At 39.9% G+C, this 18682-nt stretch carries 13 protein-coding genes; 10 read left to right on the forward strand and 3 right to left on the reverse strand.

Features of this window, described 5'->3' with window-relative positions; all coding sequences use genetic code 11:
• Positions 1-132: 132 nt before the first annotated feature.
• On the reverse strand, positions 133-648 hold the full coding sequence (locus B7C41_RS00700) for an NUDIX hydrolase (protein ID WP_085296842.1): 516 nt from the start codon (positions 646-648) through the stop codon (positions 133-135).
• A gap of 274 nt (positions 649-922) precedes the next feature.
• On the opposite strand from B7C41_RS00700, the gene B7C41_RS20220 reads away from it, so the two are divergent.
• Positions 923-1072 carry a hypothetical protein gene (locus B7C41_RS20220; protein WP_169712423.1) on the forward strand — a complete coding sequence of 50 codons (150 nt, stop codon included), beginning with the start codon at positions 923-925 and terminating at the stop codon, positions 1070-1072.
• A 77-nt stretch (positions 1073-1149) separates the two neighbouring features.
• On the opposite strand, the gene B7C41_RS00705 is transcribed toward B7C41_RS20220, so the two are convergent.
• The gene (locus B7C41_RS00705) at positions 1150-2193 is read right to left on the reverse strand and encodes an alkene reductase (protein WP_085296843.1); all 1044 of its coding nucleotides are present in this window, start codon (positions 2191-2193) and stop codon (positions 1150-1152) included.
• A gap of 139 nt (positions 2194-2332) precedes the next feature.
• Between B7C41_RS00705 and B7C41_RS00710 the strand changes: the two genes are divergently transcribed.
• From B7C41_RS00710 to B7C41_RS00725, 4 genes are all read left to right on the forward strand, one after another.
• Positions 2333-2917 (forward strand): TetR/AcrR family transcriptional regulator, encoded by a 585-nt coding sequence (locus tag B7C41_RS00710; protein ID WP_085296844.1) that lies wholly within the window; start codon positions 2333-2335, stop codon positions 2915-2917.
• Positions 2918-2996: 79 nt separating this feature from the next.
• Positions 2997-3665, forward strand: a complete 669-nt coding sequence (locus tag B7C41_RS00715) for an ABC transporter ATP-binding protein (RefSeq protein WP_085296845.1) — start codon at positions 2997-2999, stop codon at positions 3663-3665.
• Between the two features lie 4 nt (positions 3666-3669).
• Complete coding sequence (locus B7C41_RS00720) at positions 3670-6225, forward strand: ABC transporter permease (protein WP_085297660.1); 2556 nt, start codon at positions 3670-3672, stop codon at positions 6223-6225.
• Entirely contained in the window at positions 6222-7433 is a 1212-nt protein-coding gene (locus B7C41_RS00725; protein ID WP_235839569.1) for a lipocalin-like domain-containing protein, read from the forward strand. The genes B7C41_RS00720 and B7C41_RS00725 overlap by 4 nt, the downstream gene beginning before the upstream one ends.
• 53 nt (positions 7434-7486) lie before the next feature.
• On the opposite strand, the gene B7C41_RS00730 is transcribed toward B7C41_RS00725, so the two are convergent.
• Positions 7487-8323, reverse strand: coding sequence for a DUF417 family protein (locus B7C41_RS00730; RefSeq protein WP_085296846.1), 837 nt, complete (start codon positions 8321-8323; stop codon positions 7487-7489).
• Between the two features lie 307 nt (positions 8324-8630).
• On the opposite strand from B7C41_RS00730, the gene B7C41_RS00735 reads away from it, so the two are divergent.
• The 5 genes from B7C41_RS00735 to B7C41_RS00755 all read left to right on the forward strand — a co-directional run bounded on the left by B7C41_RS00735 (position 8631) and on the right by B7C41_RS00755 (position 18617).
• Entirely contained in the window at positions 8631-10607 is a 1977-nt protein-coding gene (locus tag B7C41_RS00735; RefSeq protein WP_085296847.1) for an alpha-amylase family glycosyl hydrolase, read from the forward strand.
• Entirely contained in the window at positions 10607-13138 is a 2532-nt protein-coding gene (locus B7C41_RS00740; RefSeq protein ID WP_085296848.1) for a glycoside hydrolase family 31 protein, read from the forward strand. The genes B7C41_RS00735 and B7C41_RS00740 overlap by 1 nt, the downstream gene beginning before the upstream one ends.
• A 370-nt stretch (positions 13139-13508) precedes the next feature.
• Positions 13509-13859: a hypothetical protein gene (locus B7C41_RS00745; RefSeq protein WP_085296849.1), complete on the forward strand. Its 351-nt coding sequence runs from the start codon at positions 13509-13511 to the stop codon at positions 13857-13859.
• Between the two features lie 301 nt (positions 13860-14160).
• A complete protein-coding gene (locus B7C41_RS00750) occupies positions 14161-15411 on the forward strand; it encodes an efflux RND transporter periplasmic adaptor subunit (protein WP_211279486.1) in 1251 nt (416 codons plus the stop codon).
• A 38-nt stretch (positions 15412-15449) separates the two neighbouring features.
• Complete coding sequence (locus B7C41_RS00755) at positions 15450-18617, forward strand: efflux RND transporter permease subunit (protein WP_085296851.1); 3168 nt, start codon at positions 15450-15452, stop codon at positions 18615-18617.
• Positions 18618-18682: the final 65 nt, after the last annotated feature.

Here is an 18682-nt window from a genome sequence, read left to right on the forward strand (position 1 = left end):
GATTTCCTCAACTTTAAATAAGAACTATTATCATGTAAAGACTTTATGTCCAGCTTATACAAATTCATTTGTTCAGCGAAGAATAAAGCAACATATTGTTCGAATTATATAAAAATATTACAATTACTTTAGTTACAATAGCTCCTCTACAATCAATTTCAACAGAAATGTTTCTCTTTCAATTGATAAGCCTTTTTTGGCACTATTACGAATAACCGACTCGTTGTGTGCTATTGCATCGTGAATATTATGCCAAAGTGGTTTCATACCATTTTGCAATTCATGAGGTTCAAGTTCAGGTGCTAGTAATTTCGCGTCAATATCGCAGGTATAGCAATATGACAGCATATGAACTACATCGAAACCAGGTTTATACCAATTTCGATACTCCTCATAACAGCCGAACGCTTTAATATTACTGACATTATGGGCACCGGTTTCTTCACGCAATTCACGAACTAAACCCGTAATATTATCTTCGCCTTCATCTATACCACCACCAGGCAAACTATAATCGTGATAACGCTCGGTAAAAAGTAAAAGAATATCTTCACCTTTCATTACAATGGCACGCGTGGCTTTGCGGGTGAAGTTGTTGTCAATATTCGTGTGAAGATTAGTAACTTTAGTAGATTTTAATAATCGCATAACAGGTTATTTTTACGAAGTGTTTTTGATAAATGGGGATAGATAGCAGTGAATTCAACATAAATTGAAATCTATATTTTGAGTTTAAGTGTGAAAACTTTCAGTATGGTAAGATTTTACTGTTTCAAACGTATTTGTTGTTAATTTTATGTTTCGTTTCCTTTCTTTTTATAGTTAATAAGTTTCGAAGTGAAATTTAAATTTAAATTTATAAGGTAAAATGAAAGTTGTTGTGTAATAATACAGTTGTTGTAACGTTAATTAGGAGAGTATTATGTCTCACGAAGAAACTGTAAAAGCAATTGAGCCTAGCGAGCAAGCTATGGATATGTCAAAAACGATTGAACAGCAATTAACTGATGCCAATGATGAAATTGCAGATTTAAAAATGCAAATTGCTTGGTTAGAGCGCTCTTACGAATAAAACCAGAATTTATTATTTAAAAAGGTCGATATGAATATTCATATCGACCTTTTTTCTTTGCGCTATTGAACGAGTTATTAAACTAAACTTGCTAACATTTCTTCAGAATAAGGTGTTATTTCTTCACCTTTACGAATTTTTTCAACGTAATCTGGGTTGGCAATAAACGGTCGACCAATGGCAATTAAGTTGAAGTTATCATTTTCAATGGCTTTACTGGCAGTTTCAGCGGTATAACTGCCGACGCCAACCAAAGTATTGTTGTAGTTTGCTCTAACGTAGCTAGATGCTGTGCCGCCAAGATAATCGAACTCCATCGCATCATCAAATATACCGATATGTAAAAATGCTAATTGGCGTTTTTCTAGCTCTGGTAATAAATAGTCAAATACTTCTCGGTCATTGGCATCTGTTGCCATATTAAAATAAGCGCCTGGTGTAACACGTAAAGCGGTTCTGTCATTGCCAATACGCTCAATGATGGCGTCTACTACCGCTAATGGAAAACGTGCCATATTTTCTGGCGTTTCGCCGTATTCATCTTGACGTTTGTTACTGTCAAAATGTAAAAACTGATCGATAAGATAACCATTGGCACCGTGAATTTCTACACCATCAAACCCCGCTTCAATAGCATTGGCAGCAGCTTGTGCATAGTCATTAATTAGGCCATCAATATCAGTTTGAGTAACTGCTTTTGGCACTTGGTAAGTTAATTCACGCATTCTAGGAACGCTGCCTTCAACAGCAATTGCTGATGGCGCAAGGACATCGCCTTGCTCAAAAAAGTGTGGGTGTGCAACTCGGCCAGTATGCCAAAGTTGAGCAAAAATTTTACCACCGTTGCCATGAACTCTTTCTGTAACTGCTTTCCAACCAGTAATTTGTGCTTGGGTAAATAACCCTGGCGTATTTGGGTAGCCTTGTCCGTCAGGTCGAATAATAACGGCTTCAGATATGATCAAGCCTGCATCTGCTCTGCGGCCATAATATTCTGCCATGGCTGGTGTTGGTACTAACTCATTATCAGCCATACAGCGTGTTAGTGGCGCCATTAAAATACGATTGTTTAAAGTAATAATACTGTTCAACGCAAAAGGTTGGAATAAGTTATCGGTCATGATGTTATCTCTATCTTGAATGTTTATTCAAGATACTCTTATTTGAATAAGCGTTCAAGTATTATTTTGAACAAGCATTCAAATAAAGGTATGATGTAATCATTAACGTTAATAATGCCATGTTAGAATTTGAAAAATTATGAGAAATGCTGAGTTTGATAGAGAAAAGGTACTGCGTTCTGCCATGATCGCCTTTATGGATAAGGGCTATGCTAAAACCAGTATGCAAGACTTAAAAGCCGCTACGGGTTTGCATCCGGGTTCTATCTATTGTGCTTTTGAAAATAAGCGTGGCTTACTATTGGCAGCATTAGGGCAATATCGCGAAGATAGAGCGCAAGAATTTCAACATTTCTTTTCAGCTGAACGACCAAAATTAGTGCAATTAAAGAACTATCTCGAACATGTTGTGCAAGAATGTATTAGTTGTCAGGCCGCGCAGGCGTGTTTACTAATTAAGGCGTTAAATGAACTGGCTGAGCAAGATGATGAAGTACAAGCCATTTTGATAGAAAATATAACAAACTGGCAAACCTCAATTGAAGGTGTATTTAGTCAGGCGATAGCTAATAAGGAATTAGTTGGGGAGCGCTCAGCAGCGCAATTATCTCGATTTTTTATTATGGGGATTTATGGCTTAAGAACTTATGCGCAAACCCATCCTCAAGCTGATGTTATGCATGAACTGGCTGAGCAATTATTTTCCGATTTGTGTCAGGAATAATTATTGACCAGAGAAGACAATTTACTTAGTGTAACCAAGTGATAATCTAGCTTAAAAAGAATCGTTAAAAGGAATAACTTTGTCTTTAAAGATAACTGCACTTAGCCATCACATTGTCGATGGCAATAACTCTCGATGCCTACTCTCCAAGCTTTCATTAGCCATTGCACAAGGTGAATGTATTGCTTTAATGGGTGATAGTGGCAGTGGAAAAACCACACTCCTTAATCTTATTGCTGGTTTAGAGCCTATTCAACAAGGCGACATTGCGGTTGCTGATTTATCGTTAGCAAAAGCGTCAGACGGGCAATTAAGTCAATTAAGAAAAGAATACATTGGCATTATTTTCCAACAATTTAATTTGTTAACTGGCTTATCAGTACAAGACAATATTGACTTTAGCGCCAAATTATCTGGTCGATTTCAAGCAAGTTACGGCCTAGCGTTAGCAAAAGAGCTTGGCATTACTGGCTTACTAGCAAAATTCCCCGCAACACTTTCTGGTGGTGAAATGCAAAGGGTGGCGATTGCTCGGGCTTTAAATGCTAAACCACATTTATTATTAGCTGATGAACCAACAGGTAATTTAGATGACACCAACAGTGAGCATGTTGTTTCACAGTTGGTAAAACTGGCAAAATCTAATAACACGGCCTTACTAATGGTGACGCACAGCGCTGAAGTTGCACAGCGCATGGACAAAGTTTATCGATTAGCCAACGGTACGTTAACTTTGTTAGATGCATAGCCTAATGCGCAAAAATTTAACCAGTGACCAAGCTTATATGGCGAACAAGTATTCAGAATTCTTCCTAATAGCGAAAACCTATGCAGCCGAATATTTTCGTAAACCTTTACTGAATTTAGGCTTTATTTTTAGTTTAGCAATAGCCACCAGTACCTTGCTTTGTATTCTGATATTAAATGATGCCAGTAAACAACAATATCAAACCGCCAATAGCCGTTTAAAATCACCAATTGCTTTTAATATTTTGCCTGAGAAAGGCAAAACAATATCGATTAATGACTTTGCCAAATTACGTGAATTAGGTTTTTCACAGGTAAACGCGGCGCATGTTTTTCAACAATCATTGGCCAATGGCAAGAAAGTTTCTTTTCGCGCGCTCGATATTTTGCCTTTTGTACTCACTGCCCCTGAAAGCTTTACCAGTGAGGCTGTTAATATCAGCCAAGACTACGCAAATAAACTCGGTATTGTCGCTTTGCCAAATCAAAAAGCTCAACTGTTGTTAGCTGATCAGCAAAGTATTGCAGTAAACATTAATCAGGTGAATGATTGGGGACAGGTGGCGCTAATCGATATTAGCTTAGCTTGGCAGTTATTTCCTGATATTAACGGCTTTAGTCACTTGATGGTTGGGCAAATGCCGAGTAGTGAAGTTGCCCGGCTCGAAGCGGCTTTACCTAAGCACCTTGCGATACAAGAAGCTTGGTCGATTCAAGAGCGTGAAGGCTTTGCTGATGCTTTACATCTTAATTTATCAGCATTGGCCATTTTGGGTTTTATTGTTAGCTTGTTTATTGCCTTTCAAGCAGCAAATCAGGCGTGGGCAAAACGTGGTGAATTAGCAGCACAATTAAGGTTACTCGGCATAAAGCTTAGCACTATTCAAAAAGTCATGTTGTGTGAGTCGTTAATTTTAACGCTTTTGGCCAGTGTGCTTGGGGTTTTCATTGCCGTGATTTTAGTGTCTTTCTTATTACCTATGTTGGGGCTGACCTTAGAGCAGCTTTATCGTTTGCAAGTCAGTGGTCATTTTCAGTGGCGCGGCGAATATAGCTTATGGGCATTTTTAATTTCATTTGTTGCTGTTGTTGCGGCGCTAATAAAACAGTTTCGACAGATAAGCTCAGCTAAAGTCGCTTTTACTGCGCGCGCTCATACTAAGCCATTTAACTTTCAAGTGACTGGTTTTATTGCCTTGGCATTATTACTTGTTCATTTTTTATGGCCTGATGATTCATGGACACAATTAATGCTTAAGTACGGCGTGATACTTATTGCTAGTGTGGTCATTCTACCGAATGTATTGCGATATTTACTGTCAGCAATGGCGTTTTTTACGCGCTCGTTTCGACTGAAATTCATTTTTCAGGATGCTCGACAACAAGTGGGGCGGCGCTTTTTACCTATTGCGGCTTTTTACTTAGCACTAACCGCCAGTATCGCAGCGGCGTTAATGGTAAATAGTTTTCAAAATTCATTTGAATCTTACTTAAATCAACTACTCAGTGCTGATTTGTTTGTTCGTTTTAACCATGAGCAAAAACCTAAAGTAGCGCAATGGCTTGATAAGCAAACTGATGTTGAAGAATATGTGTTATTTGAAAGTACCATTGCGAAATATCAAGATGGCTCTCAACCAAGCTCTCAACAAAAATCTCAACAAGACACAGTTGAAGTATACCGACTGGCTTCAAATAAACAGCAGCAAAGCTTGATACTTAAATCGGGGGCGTTTGTTCCGTTTTTCGAAAATAAAAGTACAGCTGGAAGTATTGCTAAGGGCGTAAGTACTGCGAATAATGGAAAAATAGATACCGATAACACAATAAAAAATTGTTATATCAACGAACAATTGGCCTACAAACGCTCAATTGCATTGCAACAAACTATTGATATTACACAAGGGCTACAGGGATTGACTTGCCACGTACAGGGCATTTTTTATGACTATGGTAATCAGGGTTTTGCTATCAAAATACCGTCACACGAAAGTATCGTGGCGCTGTCTGGCTGGCAAGAAACCGGTTTTGGTGTGTTTTTAGCTGAACACTCACAAGCCAACGCTTCAGAAGTTAAAAAGGCAAAAATGGTCGATGAACTTGGGCTAGATGAGAGTCAAATTTATCAGCCAGAAGAAATTAAAGCATTGGCGTTAGCTATTTTCAAACAAACATTTCTACTGACCCAAGCGATTGCGTTTGTGCTGCTTTCTATTGCTTGTTTTGGACTTTTTCTATCAGCGAATGGTTTAGAGCTAGCGAGAAAGTCTGATTTACATATTCTCAGTAGTTTAGGTTATAGCCGAATTGGGCTGTTCAGTCATATGTTGTCGCAGTGGTTTATTTTGGCTTTGGGCACCATTTTATTGAGTTGGCCTGTGGCGATTGTTTTAGCTAATGCTTTAGTAAGCCTAATTTTGCCAGCATCGTTTGGTTGGTCAATGCCGCTGGTGTTAGATGTAACCTCGTTTGGTGTTAGCAGCTTAATTGGTTTGGTAATACTGATACCAGCGTTAGCCATCCCGCTTTATAAACTCAATATTAGAGCGAGTTTGTCATGAATATTAAACCAATAAAATATCGAGAAAACCTTAAGAAAAAAGTTAAGGTTAACACTTGCAACATGGTTTTGTTTTCAGTGCTTATCATGTTGTTTACTAGTGCCTGTAGCGATAAGGAAGCGACAAAACGCTCACCATTAAAAGGGCTAGGCGATACTACTGGCGAATTTGAAAAGCCTGCTAGAAGTAATATTATTGAGTTTCCCGCTGCACATGCGCCGCAAAAGTCTTATCAGCAAGAATGGTGGTATTTAACGGCAAATTTAACTACTGAAAGTGGTGAGGCATTAGCAACACAATGGACCTTATTTCGTCGTGGCGTTGAGAGCAAACACTGGTACTTTGCCCATGCCGCATTGGCTGATACACAGCATCATCAGTCGGCATTTCGCAGTGCAAGAGCAGGACTAGGCAACCTCACGATCAATAACAAAGTTACCGAGGCTAAGCCTTTCAATGCCAAAATTGATGACTGGCAATGGCAATCATCAAAAGGGCTTTTACCCGCGAACTTACATTACGGCAGCTTTGTTAGCAAAGACGCTAGCGATAATGCCAGCCCAGATGCGACAAAAGAGGCGCGTAAAGGTAAAGAACTTTGGCAAGTTAACTTGAACCTAGCGCTTGATAAAAGCTCATCGGCTAATCCAAAAGAAAATTACTTTTTACAGGGTGATAATGGTTATAGCCAAAAACATCACCACTTAGCTATTGCCAGTCATTACTATTCTCAGCCTTTTATAAAGGTTAGTGGTGAAGTGTACTGGCAAAATAAATGGCAAAAAGTGACAGGGAATGCTTGGTTTGATCGCGAGTGGGGCTCGCAAATGTTGGCTGAAGACCAACAAGGTTGGGATTGGTTTTCGCTGCGCTTAAATGAGCATACGGCTTTGATGGTTTATCGTATTCGTTCTACCGACAAAGATTATCTTTATGGCAGTTTAATGCAGCGAGACGGCACTATTCGCACCTTGTCATCAAAAGATATTATTATTAAAAGTCGCTTTTCCAACCAGTCAGTCGTTAACGCTGAGTATCCAGACTCATTTGCAATTGAAATTGCGCAAGAAGGAATTGATATAACAGTGAAGGTGATTAATAAAAGTCAAATTATGCGTTTTGGTATTGAGTATTTTGAAGGCATGGTGTCGTTTAGTGGCAGCCATCAAGGCCAAGGGTTTTTAGAAATGACAGGTTATGAAAAATAAGGATCTCAGCTGGAAGCAATTGGCTTGAGATCCTATAGCTAACTATTGGATAATTAGTGCGCTTGCGGCTGTTTATTGCTGCGAAGTAAGGTAGTAAATATCAATAAATTGGCACCAAACCAAAGATCTTTAATCAGGAAGTGACCACCGGTAGAAAGCAGTGTTTCACTTGATAATGCTGCGGGCCAACTTAAAAAGAAGGTTTGTGTTACCGCAAATACCGCACCAGACATCAATACCGCAGGTATTAATAGCTTTTGATTAAATATCGCTAATATCAACAGTGTTAGCGCTATTAGGTCGTAAACACCGATAAGGTTAGAAGTGGTTTGAAGATCCCAAACGTTATACATCCACGACATCAACGGTGAGCTACTGACTAAAGCTTCAATACCTTTTGCTTCAAGTAAAGTGAATTTCATCCCACCAATCCACAGCAATACTAATACTACGGGAAAAGCATTTAACCAAATCGCTTTACGGCTTTCTAAATAAGGTCTAGTAAGGAAAATACCGATAGAAAGTAGGGCAAAATATTTGATCACGCCTTGACCAGAGCCAATCGCCGGAAATCCGCCCAGAGACTCTATCCACATGCTACTCCCTAACAGTGGTAACAGCGCAATCGTACTTAATACAATAATAAACACACCAAGTTTGGCTCTTAGTTTAATGCGCTTAATCGCTATCACTGATAAAGCGGCAGCGATAATGAAAGCGACACCTGCGATACTATTGAATATGGTGTTTGGTAACAACTCACTTATTGCGAAAAAGTCAGTGGTCATCGATATATGGCTATGGTGCCCCATGAGTAAAATACTTGTGCCTAACAATCCCATAGAGATTGCAAGTAATATCAGTAGTGCGGTGTAGTGCAGATTTTTCATTTTTAATATCTTTTGTCAGTGTAAGTTTATCAATATTAGAATTAACGACAGCAAGTTAAAGCGCATAGCATTTAGGTATACATCCTAATAACTTGTGCAAAAGACCTCACAGGCAGTAAAAATATTTCAATAGAACTTACCTACGTTGATATTTTTTTAGTTATTACAAAATAATTTACTTTATGAATTCGTATGCAGTTGGTAAGGCAATAATTAAATGTGTACTCTCGAGGTACTGTCTTTGTTGACCCTATCGCCTTGTTCTCGTATCTAATCGAAGCAGGCGTTTACTTTGTAAGGTTTTTAAATGCGTCGTTACTTCCCAAAATTTAAATTGTCAAAGCCCACGAAATTAAATAACTTAAAAACGATCACTTGTGCTGTTCTTTTAGGCAGTGGCTTGACTGGTTGCATTATTGCGATAAAAGCACCGTCTATAACGTCTGATGTTAGCCATTTGACGACCGCTAAGACTAGTGGCACTGTCAGCGATGAAAAAGTTATGGGCAAGCCCGTGGTATACCAAGTTTTTACCCGCCTATTCGGTAATCAAAATACCACCAATAAACCTTGGGGAACGATAAAAGATAACGGCGTAGGAAAATTCAGCGATTTTAATGATACTGCACTAAATAGCATTAAGTCACTCGGCGTTAGTCATGTTTGGTATACCGGCGTGCCACACCATGCACTAATTGGCGATTACACAGAATTTGGCATTGATAATGATGATCCCGATGTGGTTAAAGGACGCGCAGGCTCGCCGTATTCAGTAAAAGATTACTACAGCGTTAATCCTGATTTAGCAGATGACCCCGAAAATCGTGTGGCAGAGTTTGAAGCACTGATAAAACGCACCCATGATCACAACATGAAAGTGATTATTGATATTGTGCCGAACCATGTTGCGCGCGCATATCACTCGATTGATAAGCCGCAAGGCGTTAGAGACTTCGGTGCAGATGATAATAAAACCGTTGAATTTGATCGAGATAACGACTTTTACTATGTTGTTGGGCAAGATTTTAAAGTACCGAAAACGATGAATAATTATGCTCCGCTTGGTGGTGAAAGTAATGCTTTAACTGATGCGACTTTTGTTGAGTCACCTGCAAAGTGGACCGGCAATGGCTCTCGTGCCGCACAACCGCACTTTAATGACTGGTATGAAACAGTAAAAGTTAACTACGGCGTAAAGCCTGATGGTAGCTATGCTTTTACCCGCTTACCTGAGTCTTACCGTTTTAAAAGTTATCAAGCCCACGCAGCATTTTGGGCTGATAAAGACGTACCTAGTTCATGGAAAAAATTCCGTGACATTACCCAATATTGGTTAGCCAAAGGCGTTGATGGCTTCCGTTACGATATGGCTGAAATGGTGCCAGTTGAATTTTGGAGCTACTTAAATTCGGCGATAAAAATGACTAATAAAGATGTCTTTTTGTTAGCCGAAATCTATAACCCTAAACAATATCGGAACTATATTCAGTTAGGAAAAATGGACTACTTGTATGATAAAGTCGATTTTTATGATCGCATAAAAGATATTATGCAAGGTCATGGTAACACAGGGGATTTAGCCAATATTCAACAACGTTATAGTGATATTGAACAGCACTTACTGCATTTCTTGGAAAATCATGATGAACAACGTATTGCCAGTGAGGACTTTGCTGGCAGCGCCGAAAAAGCAAAACCTGCCATGGTGGTTTCGACTTTGATTGGTCGTTCTCCGACAATGGTATATTTTGGTCAAGAAGTTGGCGAAGATGGCAGTGAAGAAACCGGCTTTGGTGACCCAACGCGTACCACTATTTTTGACTACGCTGGCGTACCGGCGCATCAACGTTGGATGAATGGTGGCAAGTTTGATGGTGGACAACTTTCAGCTGAGGAGAAAAGCTTACGCGACTTTTATCAACGCTTGCTTAATATTTCAGCCGAAAATAGCGCAATGCAAGGGCAATATGCCAGCTTACACGAAGTAAACCGCAAAGCATTAACCAGCTATAACCATTTACAATTTGCTTTTACTCGTTGGTCAGCGCAAGAAAAATTGATAGTGGTGAGCAATTTTGATAGTGAAAATAGTGCTCAATACCAGCTTGAAGTGCCTGCGCAGTTAATTAATCAATGGCAGTTATCAGCTGGGCAATATCAAGTTGAAGACTTACTTTATGGCGCAACCAATATCTTAACCGTACGTGACGATAAAACAGCGAGTATCGATGTGAAATTAGCACCACTTGCCTCTTTCGTCTTTCAACTACAGGCGGCTAAATAATGCTAAATAGAATAACAATCCAACGACCTTCATCAGCAATGTTCAGTGCTTTTACTGCGCTGTTATTTAGCCTTTTTAGTGCTGCGTTATTTGCCAGTGACTATGTTAGTCATCAAGTACAGAGTAACAAGTTAGTCATTACAACAACCGATGGCGTAGTTGAAATTAACGCGCTTAATCAAGCCGCATTTGAAGTGCATTATCAGTTGACTGGTGTGAAGCAACTGCCATCGTTTGCCATTGATAAACAATCTCAAAGTTCGGTATTAACAAATACGTCAAGTAAATCGCTAACGATTAAAGACTCAGCTAAGCAGTTAATGTTCTCTACAAGCGAGCTTGTTGCACGCATTGATAAGTCGCCATTAAGAATTAGTTATCAAAAGCCTTCTGGTGAACTTATTGCGCAAGAAGAACAAGGTTTTTTCTCAAAAACTCCTGTGCAAGCTAGCGAAGGTGCAAGTAACGCGCCGCAAGAAACAAGCTTAAACCTTGGCTTTAGATTCAAGTTACAGCCACAAGAAAAAATTCTTGGCGGTGGTCAACGGGTATTAGGTATGGACCGCCGTGGTCAGAAAATGCCGTTATATAACCGCGCACATTATGGCTATGAAACCCAATCAAGCCAAATGTATTATGGTTTACCAGCGATTATGTCGAGCAATAAATACATTATTGTTTTTGATAATTCTGCCAACGGCGAGCTTGATATTGCCGCTACTGAGAAAGGTATTCTACAGTTTAGCGCTGTTGCAGGCCGCAGTTCATATTTAATTATGACGGGTGAGAGCTACCCTAAATTAGTCGAAAACTTAGTCACGGTTAGTGGTAAACAGCCATTACCACCTCGTTGGAGCTTAGGTAATATTGCTAGCCGTTTTGGTTACCATAGCGAGCAAGAAGCACGCAGTGTTGTGCAAAAATATCAAGATGAAGACTTTCCACTTGATGCTATCGTTTTCGATTTATACTGGTTTGGCCCAGATATTAAAGGCCATATGGGGAACTTGAATTGGGATGAAAAAGCCTTTCCAACACCTGTTGATATGATCAAAGATTTTAAAGCTGATGGTGTCAATACCATTATGATCACCGAGCCGTTTATTTTAACGTCATCAAGCCAATGGCAAAGTGCTGTTGAAAATAAGGCATTAATGAAAAATAAGCTGGGCGCACCTGAAAAGTTTGATTTTTACTTTGGCAATACTGGCTTAGTTGATGTATTTGACAGCAAGGCACAAGATTGGTTTTGGCAATACTATCAGCAATTAGCAGAGCAAGGTGTTGCGGGTTGGTGGGGCGATTTAGGTGAGCCAGAAGTGCATCCTGCCAATGGCTTACATAACTTAGCCGGTGAAAATGTTACCGGTGATGAAGTGCATAATGTTTATGGTCATCAGTGGGCTGAAATGGTTTATCAACGCCTACGAAAGTTTCAGCCAGATACTCGTCCGTTTATTTTAATGCGTTCAGGATTTGTTGGCTCGCAGCGTTATGGCATGGTGCCATGGACAGGTGATGTCAGCCGTAGCTGGGGCGGTTTTAAGCCACAAGTAGAGCTGGCACTACAAATGAGCTTAATGGGCTTAAGTTACACTCATTCTGATTTAGGTGGTTTTGCTGGCGATAGTCCAATTGATAAAGAGCTATATATTCGCTGGTTACAATATGGGGTATTCCAACCGGTATTTCGTCCACATGCGCAAGAAAATGCTAAACCTGAGCCTATTTTCCATGATACACAAACAAAAGATATTCTGCGCGAGTACGTAAAATTACGTTACCGCTTAATGCCTTACATTTACTCATTAAGTATCGAAAATAGCTTAACGGGCATGCCGATTATGCGTCCGATGTTTTTTGAAGATGAAACTAACTTAAGTTTAATTGATGAAAAAGATAGTTATTTTTATGGTGACGCATTATTAGTTGCACCTGTAACTGAGCAGGGAGCACGTTCAGTAGATGTTAACTTGCCATCAGGTACTTGGTTCAACTTTTGGAATGATAAGCGCTATCAAGGCAGTCAAAAAATCACCGTTGAAGCGCCATTAACGCAAACACCGGTGTTAGTGCGCGCAGGTGCATTTATTCCTATGGTTGATGCAGTGCAATCGACCAAAGATTACCACACGAAAAACTTAACCTTACATTATTACGCTGATGACTCTGTTAAATCAGCCACCTCAACTATGTATAACGACGATGGTAAAGATCCCAAGTCATTGCTTAACAGTGCTTTTGAAACATTATCTTTTACCGCGACGCAAACAGGCAAGCAATTGAACATCGAATTGCAGCGCAATGGTCAATATGCGGAAATGCCAGCACAGCGTGCGGTTAATCTTGTGATACATAATTGGCAAAGTAGCGTAAAGCAAGTTTATGTTTTTGGTAAAGCGATCAAACGCTTAGCAAATGCTCAGCAATATGCAGCAAGTGAAAGTGGTGCTTGGTACGACCATGCTAAGCAACAATTACAAGTCAAATTCAATTGGCAAGAAAATGTAGAATTAGTAATTCATAAATAAGTTGATAACGAGTCTGTCAAATTAACTTTTGACAGACTCGCTTTTGTATTAATATTTTATATCTGTCAAGTAAAATGCCAGCCCCCACCTTTAAATAATGAGTATTAGACATCAGATCACACTAAATTGTTAAGTTTTGTACAATACTTACAATGAGTGATAATTCGTGAATTCTTTAACCTGCTGTAATTTATGGTTATATTTTATTTTTTTGGGGTATATAATTATTGTTGTGATTATTACCTACACTATTCAAGTTGTTGGTAGCTATGGTGCGTTGTAGGCTGCTAATAAATAAACTACACTACTCACTCGTTTTAAAATGATTTAAATTTGAGTGTTATTTGTGTTTAATCGCCTGCTAGTTATAATGTTTGCTGTTTTGTTTGCTAGCCAAACAATTACTGCTGCGTTTGATTCTCACAGTACCCACCAAGAAAACGATACTAATAAAAGCTTATCTCATCGAACCTTGGATGAATCGCACAATTCACATCAAGAAGGCGCATTAACCGCTGCGCATTTTGAAGTGAGTAATGATACTGAAGAAAACCAATTTGATTGTCATCATTGCTGCCATTGTCATGCGCCATCGGGCGTGTACATCGCATGTAATGTTGAATCAAGCTTATTGTACAAAGGTAACGACAATATATTAGCCGGTAAAACCGCGCTATTTTCGCTTTGGATCTCCCCAGAACACCGCCCTCCAATCGCTTAATTTTCTGTAATTATTTTGCCAAATGGAACTGTTAATTAGCTCCGCTGGCAATGACATATTGTAAATCTAGTAAGTTACGTGTGCTCATTGATGAGTTCACAGATGAGTAGCATCCAGCTGTTGCTGTGATTTTAATGTGCTTATTTAACTAGATTTATGATCTCAAATAGAAAATTAAGAGATTTTTAAAATGACAACAACCAATATTAAACGCTACAAAAAAAATGCATGGTTCGATGGTTTTAATAAAAGTAAACATTCAAGTTACAAGCCTTACCAGGTAATTTTACTCCTTAGCATCATGTTAAGTGCTGCGGTAGAGGGAGCAGAAAGTGAACCTCAATCAGGTCATGAACACCAGCAATTAGTAAGCAAAAGTTCCTCAAATGAAAGTGCATCAAATAAAAACGTAGAACATGATCATTCACATGCAGCTAGCACAGTTCAAGAAACAAAGCATCAAACAGAAAATAAAGGCGATGATCATCAACATAGTGAAGTGGAAACTTCGGATGAACAAGCACATGAAGAGGGTATTAGTTTTAGCCCTGAAAAAATGGCTATTGCGGGTATTGAAGTTGCTCCTGTTGTGCCGCAAGTATTTGCCAATAACGTGTATGCGCCAGGTGAAATAAAAGCCAATGGTTATAACAGTTATGTTGTTTCACCGCGCACTGAGTCGGTGATTGTTGCTCGACATGCGACGTTGGGACAACATGTGGAAAAAGGTGATGCTTTAGTGACACTTTTTAGTGAATCGGTAGCCGAGGCACAAGCGAATTACCGTGTGGCTTACAATGATTGGCAACGAAACAAAAAGCTCGGTAAAGCAACGGTTAGTGAAAGTCGCTTGTTAAGCTCTCAAACTGATTATGTTTCCGCGTATAGCCGTTTAAAAGCCTTTGGCTTAACTGAAACTGCAATTGCTGAAGTAGCTCAAGATCACTCATCAAATGCTCATTTAGGAGAGCTAGGGGAATACACCTTAATTGCCCAACGTGAAGGTGCTGTACTCAGTGATGATTTCGCCCAAGGTCAGCGTATTTCAGCAGGTGAAGCTATTATGGTACTTGCCGATGAAAGTGAACTTTGGGTAGAAGCCAGAGTGTCACCCAGTAAACAATTGAACTTACCTAAAGGCACTCAAGCGGTACTTGAAATGGCTAATGAGTCATTTGCGGCAACCGTTATTCAAGAAGCTCATACTATCGACCCTAAAACGCGAACTCGCATTGTTCGTTTAGTGGTTAAAAACATAAATGATCGCTTACATCCGGGTATGTTCGTCAACGTTAACTTTAGTTTCAATACACAAACAAAAGTGATGGCAGTACCTGAGTCAGCACTCATGCGCTCCAGTGATGGTGATTGGACGGTATTTGTTGAAGATCACCCAGGTGAATTTGCTGCGACAGAAATTGAATTAGGACGTTCATTAGGCGCTTATCGTGAAATATTAGGGCTTGCTCCACACACACGAATAGTCACTAAAGGCGCATTTTTTGTTGCCTCTGAAATTGCAAAAGGTGGCTTTGACCCGCATGGCCACTAGTCAATCATCAGTAGCGAAAGAAATTGGAGCAGAAATTCATGTTTAATAAATTAATAGATTTTTCTGTCAATAATCGCCTGTTGGTGATGTTGATGTTAGTGGCAACACTTGTCGGTTCGGTATTTATCATTCCAAAACTTAATTTGGATGCCTTTCCGGATGTTACCAATGTACAAGTGGCGGTAAATACCGAAGCCCCTGGGTTAGCGGCTGAAGAAGTCGAGCAATTAATTACCTACCCAATAGAAGCGGTAATGTATGCTATGCCTGATGTTGAGCAAGTTCGTTCAATTTCAAAAACGGGTTTGTCAGGTGTTACGGTTGTTTTCAAAGAAGGTACGGATATTTACTTTGCCCGTCAATTAGTTTTTGAACGCTTACAAGCGGCAAAAGAGCTTATTCCTGCAGGTGTTGGAACGCCTGAAATGGGGCCAAACACCTCAGGATTAGGACAGGTGTTTCAGTATTTACTGATAGCTGATAAAGATGCTGGTTATGATGCGATGGCGCTGCGTAGCCTTAATGATTGGATAGTGAAACTTTTAGTGATGCCTGTTGATGGTGTTACCGATGTGCTGTCGTTTGGCGGCGATGTTCGTCAATACCAAGTCAATATTGAAGCCAGTAAATTATTGTCTTACGAGTTAACGCAAGCCGATATTGTTACTGCCTTAGACAATAACAATAGCAATGTTGGTGGCTGGTACATGAATCGCGGTCAAGAACAGTTGGTTATTCGTGGTACCGGTTGGTTCAGTGGTGGTGAAGCTGGTATTGCAGATATTTCGCAAGTGCCAGTGAAAACAGTTGCTGGTACGGTTATTACGGTTGCTGATGTTGCCACGGTTGAGTTGGGTAGTGAAATTCGTCAGGGCGCGGTAACAATGACACGCCGCACAGAAAATGGCGAAATTGAAAGCTTAGGTGAAGTGGTTTCAGGCATTGTACTTAAACGTATGGGTGCTAATACTAAAGCAACCATTGATGGTATTAACGCTCGTCTACCTTTAATTGAACAAGCGTTACCAAAAGGCGTTCGTTTTGAACCTTTCTATGACCAATCTGATCTAATTGTTAAAGCGGTTAGCACGGTTGTTGATTCATTAATTCTTGCTTTTATCTTTATATCTATCGTTTTAGCGTTATTTTTGATGAACTTGCGCGCGACATTCTTAGTGCTTATTTCTATTCCTATTTCCATCGCGATTACTTTGATGATTATGGCGTACTTAGGCTTATCAGCTAACCTAATGTCATTAGGTGGCATTGCCGTAGCTATTGGTATGTTGGTCGATGGCTCTGTGGTGATGGTTGAGAATATGTTTAAACACCTTAATCGTCCTGACGAAGCCCATATTTCAGATGCGATTGCTAGAAATGATAATGGCGGTATTCCACTACGTTTAAAGCAAGCGGGAAAGGAAGTTGCTCGTCCGGTGTTTTTTGCAGCCTCGATTATTCTGGTGGTGTTTATGCCATTATTTAGCTTTGAAGGTGTTGAAGCTAAGCTATTTCAACCGATGGCGATTAGTATTATTTTAGCGGTTATTTCAGCCATTTTTGTTGCCTTAATTGTGGTACCGGCAATGGCAACATACTTATTTACTAAAGGCGTTACAGAGCGCAAAAGTGTTATTTTACGTCCATTGGATAGGTGGTATCGCAAAAGTTTAGCGATAGCAATGAAGCGCACTAAGTTGGTTATTGCCTCTTCAGTTATTTTATTGCTTGCGGCGATTACATTAGTGCCACAAATTGGTACTGAATTTGTGCCAGAGCTTGAAGAAGGCACCATTAACCTTCGAGCGACGCTAGCGCCATCATCAAGTTTAGAAACTGCCTTGCAAGTTGCGCCAATTTTAGAAGAAAAGTTGATGGCATTTCCTGAGGTTGAATATACCTTAAGCCGTATGGGACGAGCAGAAATTGGCGGTGATCCTGAGCCGGTTAATAACATTGAAATTTATATTGGTTTAAAGCCAGTTAGTGAATGGACGAGTGCAAATGACCGCTATGAATTACAGCGGTTGATGGAAATTGAACTAGAGCAGTTCCCTGGTTTACTACTGAATTTCTCACAACCCATTGCCACACGTGTTGATGAACTACTTTCTGGGGTTAAAGCACAATTAGCGATTAAATTATTTGGTCCTGATTTAGCTACCTTAGCGTTGAAAGGACAAGAAATAGAAGCCGCAATTAAAGCCGTTGAAGGTGCGCGTGATGTTGCTATGGAGCAAATTGTGGGTGAAGCGCAATTAGTGATAAAGCCCAATAGACAGCAACTTTCACGCTATGGTTTTTCGGTTGGCGATGTTATGAATGTGGTTAAAAACGGTATTGGTGGCACGACGGCAGGGCAAGTGATTAACGGCAATGAACGTTATGATATTTATGTTCGTTTACAAGAGAAAAGTCGTAACAACCGTGAAGTTATTGCAGAGCTGCGCTTGCAGTCACCAACCGGTGCTTGGGTGCGTTTAGGTGATATTGCTGATATTTCACTTGAGTCAGGGCCACCACAAGTGCGCCGTGATGATGTGCAACGTCGAGTAGTGATCCAAGCTAATGTGCAAGGTCGTGATATGGGCAGTGTTGTTGCCGACATTCGCCGTGTTATTGCTGAAAATGTAGACTTACCCGCAGGTTATTCGGTGGCTATTGGTGGTCAATTTGAAAACCAACAACGTGCACAAGCTCGTTTAGCAATTGTTTTGCCTGTTTCATTGGGCTTAATTGCTTTATTGCTATATTTTGCTTTTGGTTCAACAGGTCAAGCGATGTTGATATTAGTCAATGTCCCGTTAGCGATTATTGGCGGCATATTTTCACTCTATATTTCTGGTCAGTATTTGTCGGTGCCTAGCTCAGTTGGTTTTATCACGCTATTTGGTGTTGCAGTGCTAAACGGTGTGGTGATGGTAGAGAGCATTAATCAACGCATACAAGATGGTTTAGAAATATCAGAGGCAGTATTTGAAGGGGCAACATCGCGCCTACGTCCGGTATTGATGACGGCAATTACTTCCGCGTTAGGTTTGATTCCAATGTTAATGTCAAACGGTGTTGGCGCAGAAATTCAGCGACCATTAGCCAGTGTTATTGTCGGTGGTTTAGTCACTGCTACATTACTGACATTGTTTGTTTTACCTGTATTGTTTAGTTGGTTTTCAAAAGCAAAAATAACTGAATTAACCAATCGGTAATATACCCAAGCCATTTTCAAGCGGTTTGGGTATAAGTGCTAAATAACGCGTAGGCGTATTGAAAA

Origin of the sequence: Cognaticolwellia mytili (assembly GCF_002104475.1) — a bacterium.
GTDB lineage: Bacteria > Pseudomonadota > Gammaproteobacteria > Enterobacterales > Alteromonadaceae > Cognaticolwellia > Cognaticolwellia mytili.

What these genes read in the sequence shown, in the direction of transcription:
- B7C41_RS00700 (WP_085296842.1), bottom strand. Translation starts at nt 648, where the DNA reads ATGCGATTATTAAAATCTACTAAAGTTACTAATCTTCACACGAATATT.
- B7C41_RS20220 (WP_169712423.1), top strand. Translation starts at nt 923, where the DNA reads ATGTCTCACGAAGAAACTGTAAAAGCAATTGAGCCTAGCGAGCAAGCT.
- B7C41_RS00705 (WP_085296843.1), bottom strand. Translation starts at nt 2,193, where the DNA reads ATGACCGATAACTTATTCCAACCTTTTGCGTTGAACAGTATTATTACT.
- B7C41_RS00710 (WP_085296844.1), top strand. Translation starts at nt 2,333, where the DNA reads ATGAGAAATGCTGAGTTTGATAGAGAAAAGGTACTGCGTTCTGCCATG.
- B7C41_RS00720 (WP_085297660.1), top strand. Translation starts at nt 3,670, where the DNA reads ATGCGCAAAAATTTAACCAGTGACCAAGCTTATATGGCGAACAAGTAT.
- B7C41_RS00725 (WP_235839569.1), top strand. Translation starts at nt 6,222, where the DNA reads ATGAATATTAAACCAATAAAATATCGAGAAAACCTTAAGAAAAAAGTT.
- B7C41_RS00730 (WP_085296846.1), bottom strand. Translation starts at nt 8,323, where the DNA reads ATGAAAAATCTGCACTACACCGCACTACTGATATTACTTGCAATCTCT.
- B7C41_RS00735 (WP_085296847.1), top strand. Translation starts at nt 8,631, where the DNA reads ATGCGTCGTTACTTCCCAAAATTTAAATTGTCAAAGCCCACGAAATTA.
- B7C41_RS00740 (WP_085296848.1), top strand. Translation starts at nt 10,607, where the DNA reads ATGCTAAATAGAATAACAATCCAACGACCTTCATCAGCAATGTTCAGT.
- B7C41_RS00745 (WP_085296849.1), top strand. Translation starts at nt 13,509, where the DNA reads ATGTTTGCTGTTTTGTTTGCTAGCCAAACAATTACTGCTGCGTTTGAT.
- B7C41_RS00750 (WP_211279486.1), top strand. Translation starts at nt 14,161, where the DNA reads ATGTTAAGTGCTGCGGTAGAGGGAGCAGAAAGTGAACCTCAATCAGGT.
- B7C41_RS00755 (WP_085296851.1), top strand. Translation starts at nt 15,450, where the DNA reads ATGTTTAATAAATTAATAGATTTTTCTGTCAATAATCGCCTGTTGGTG.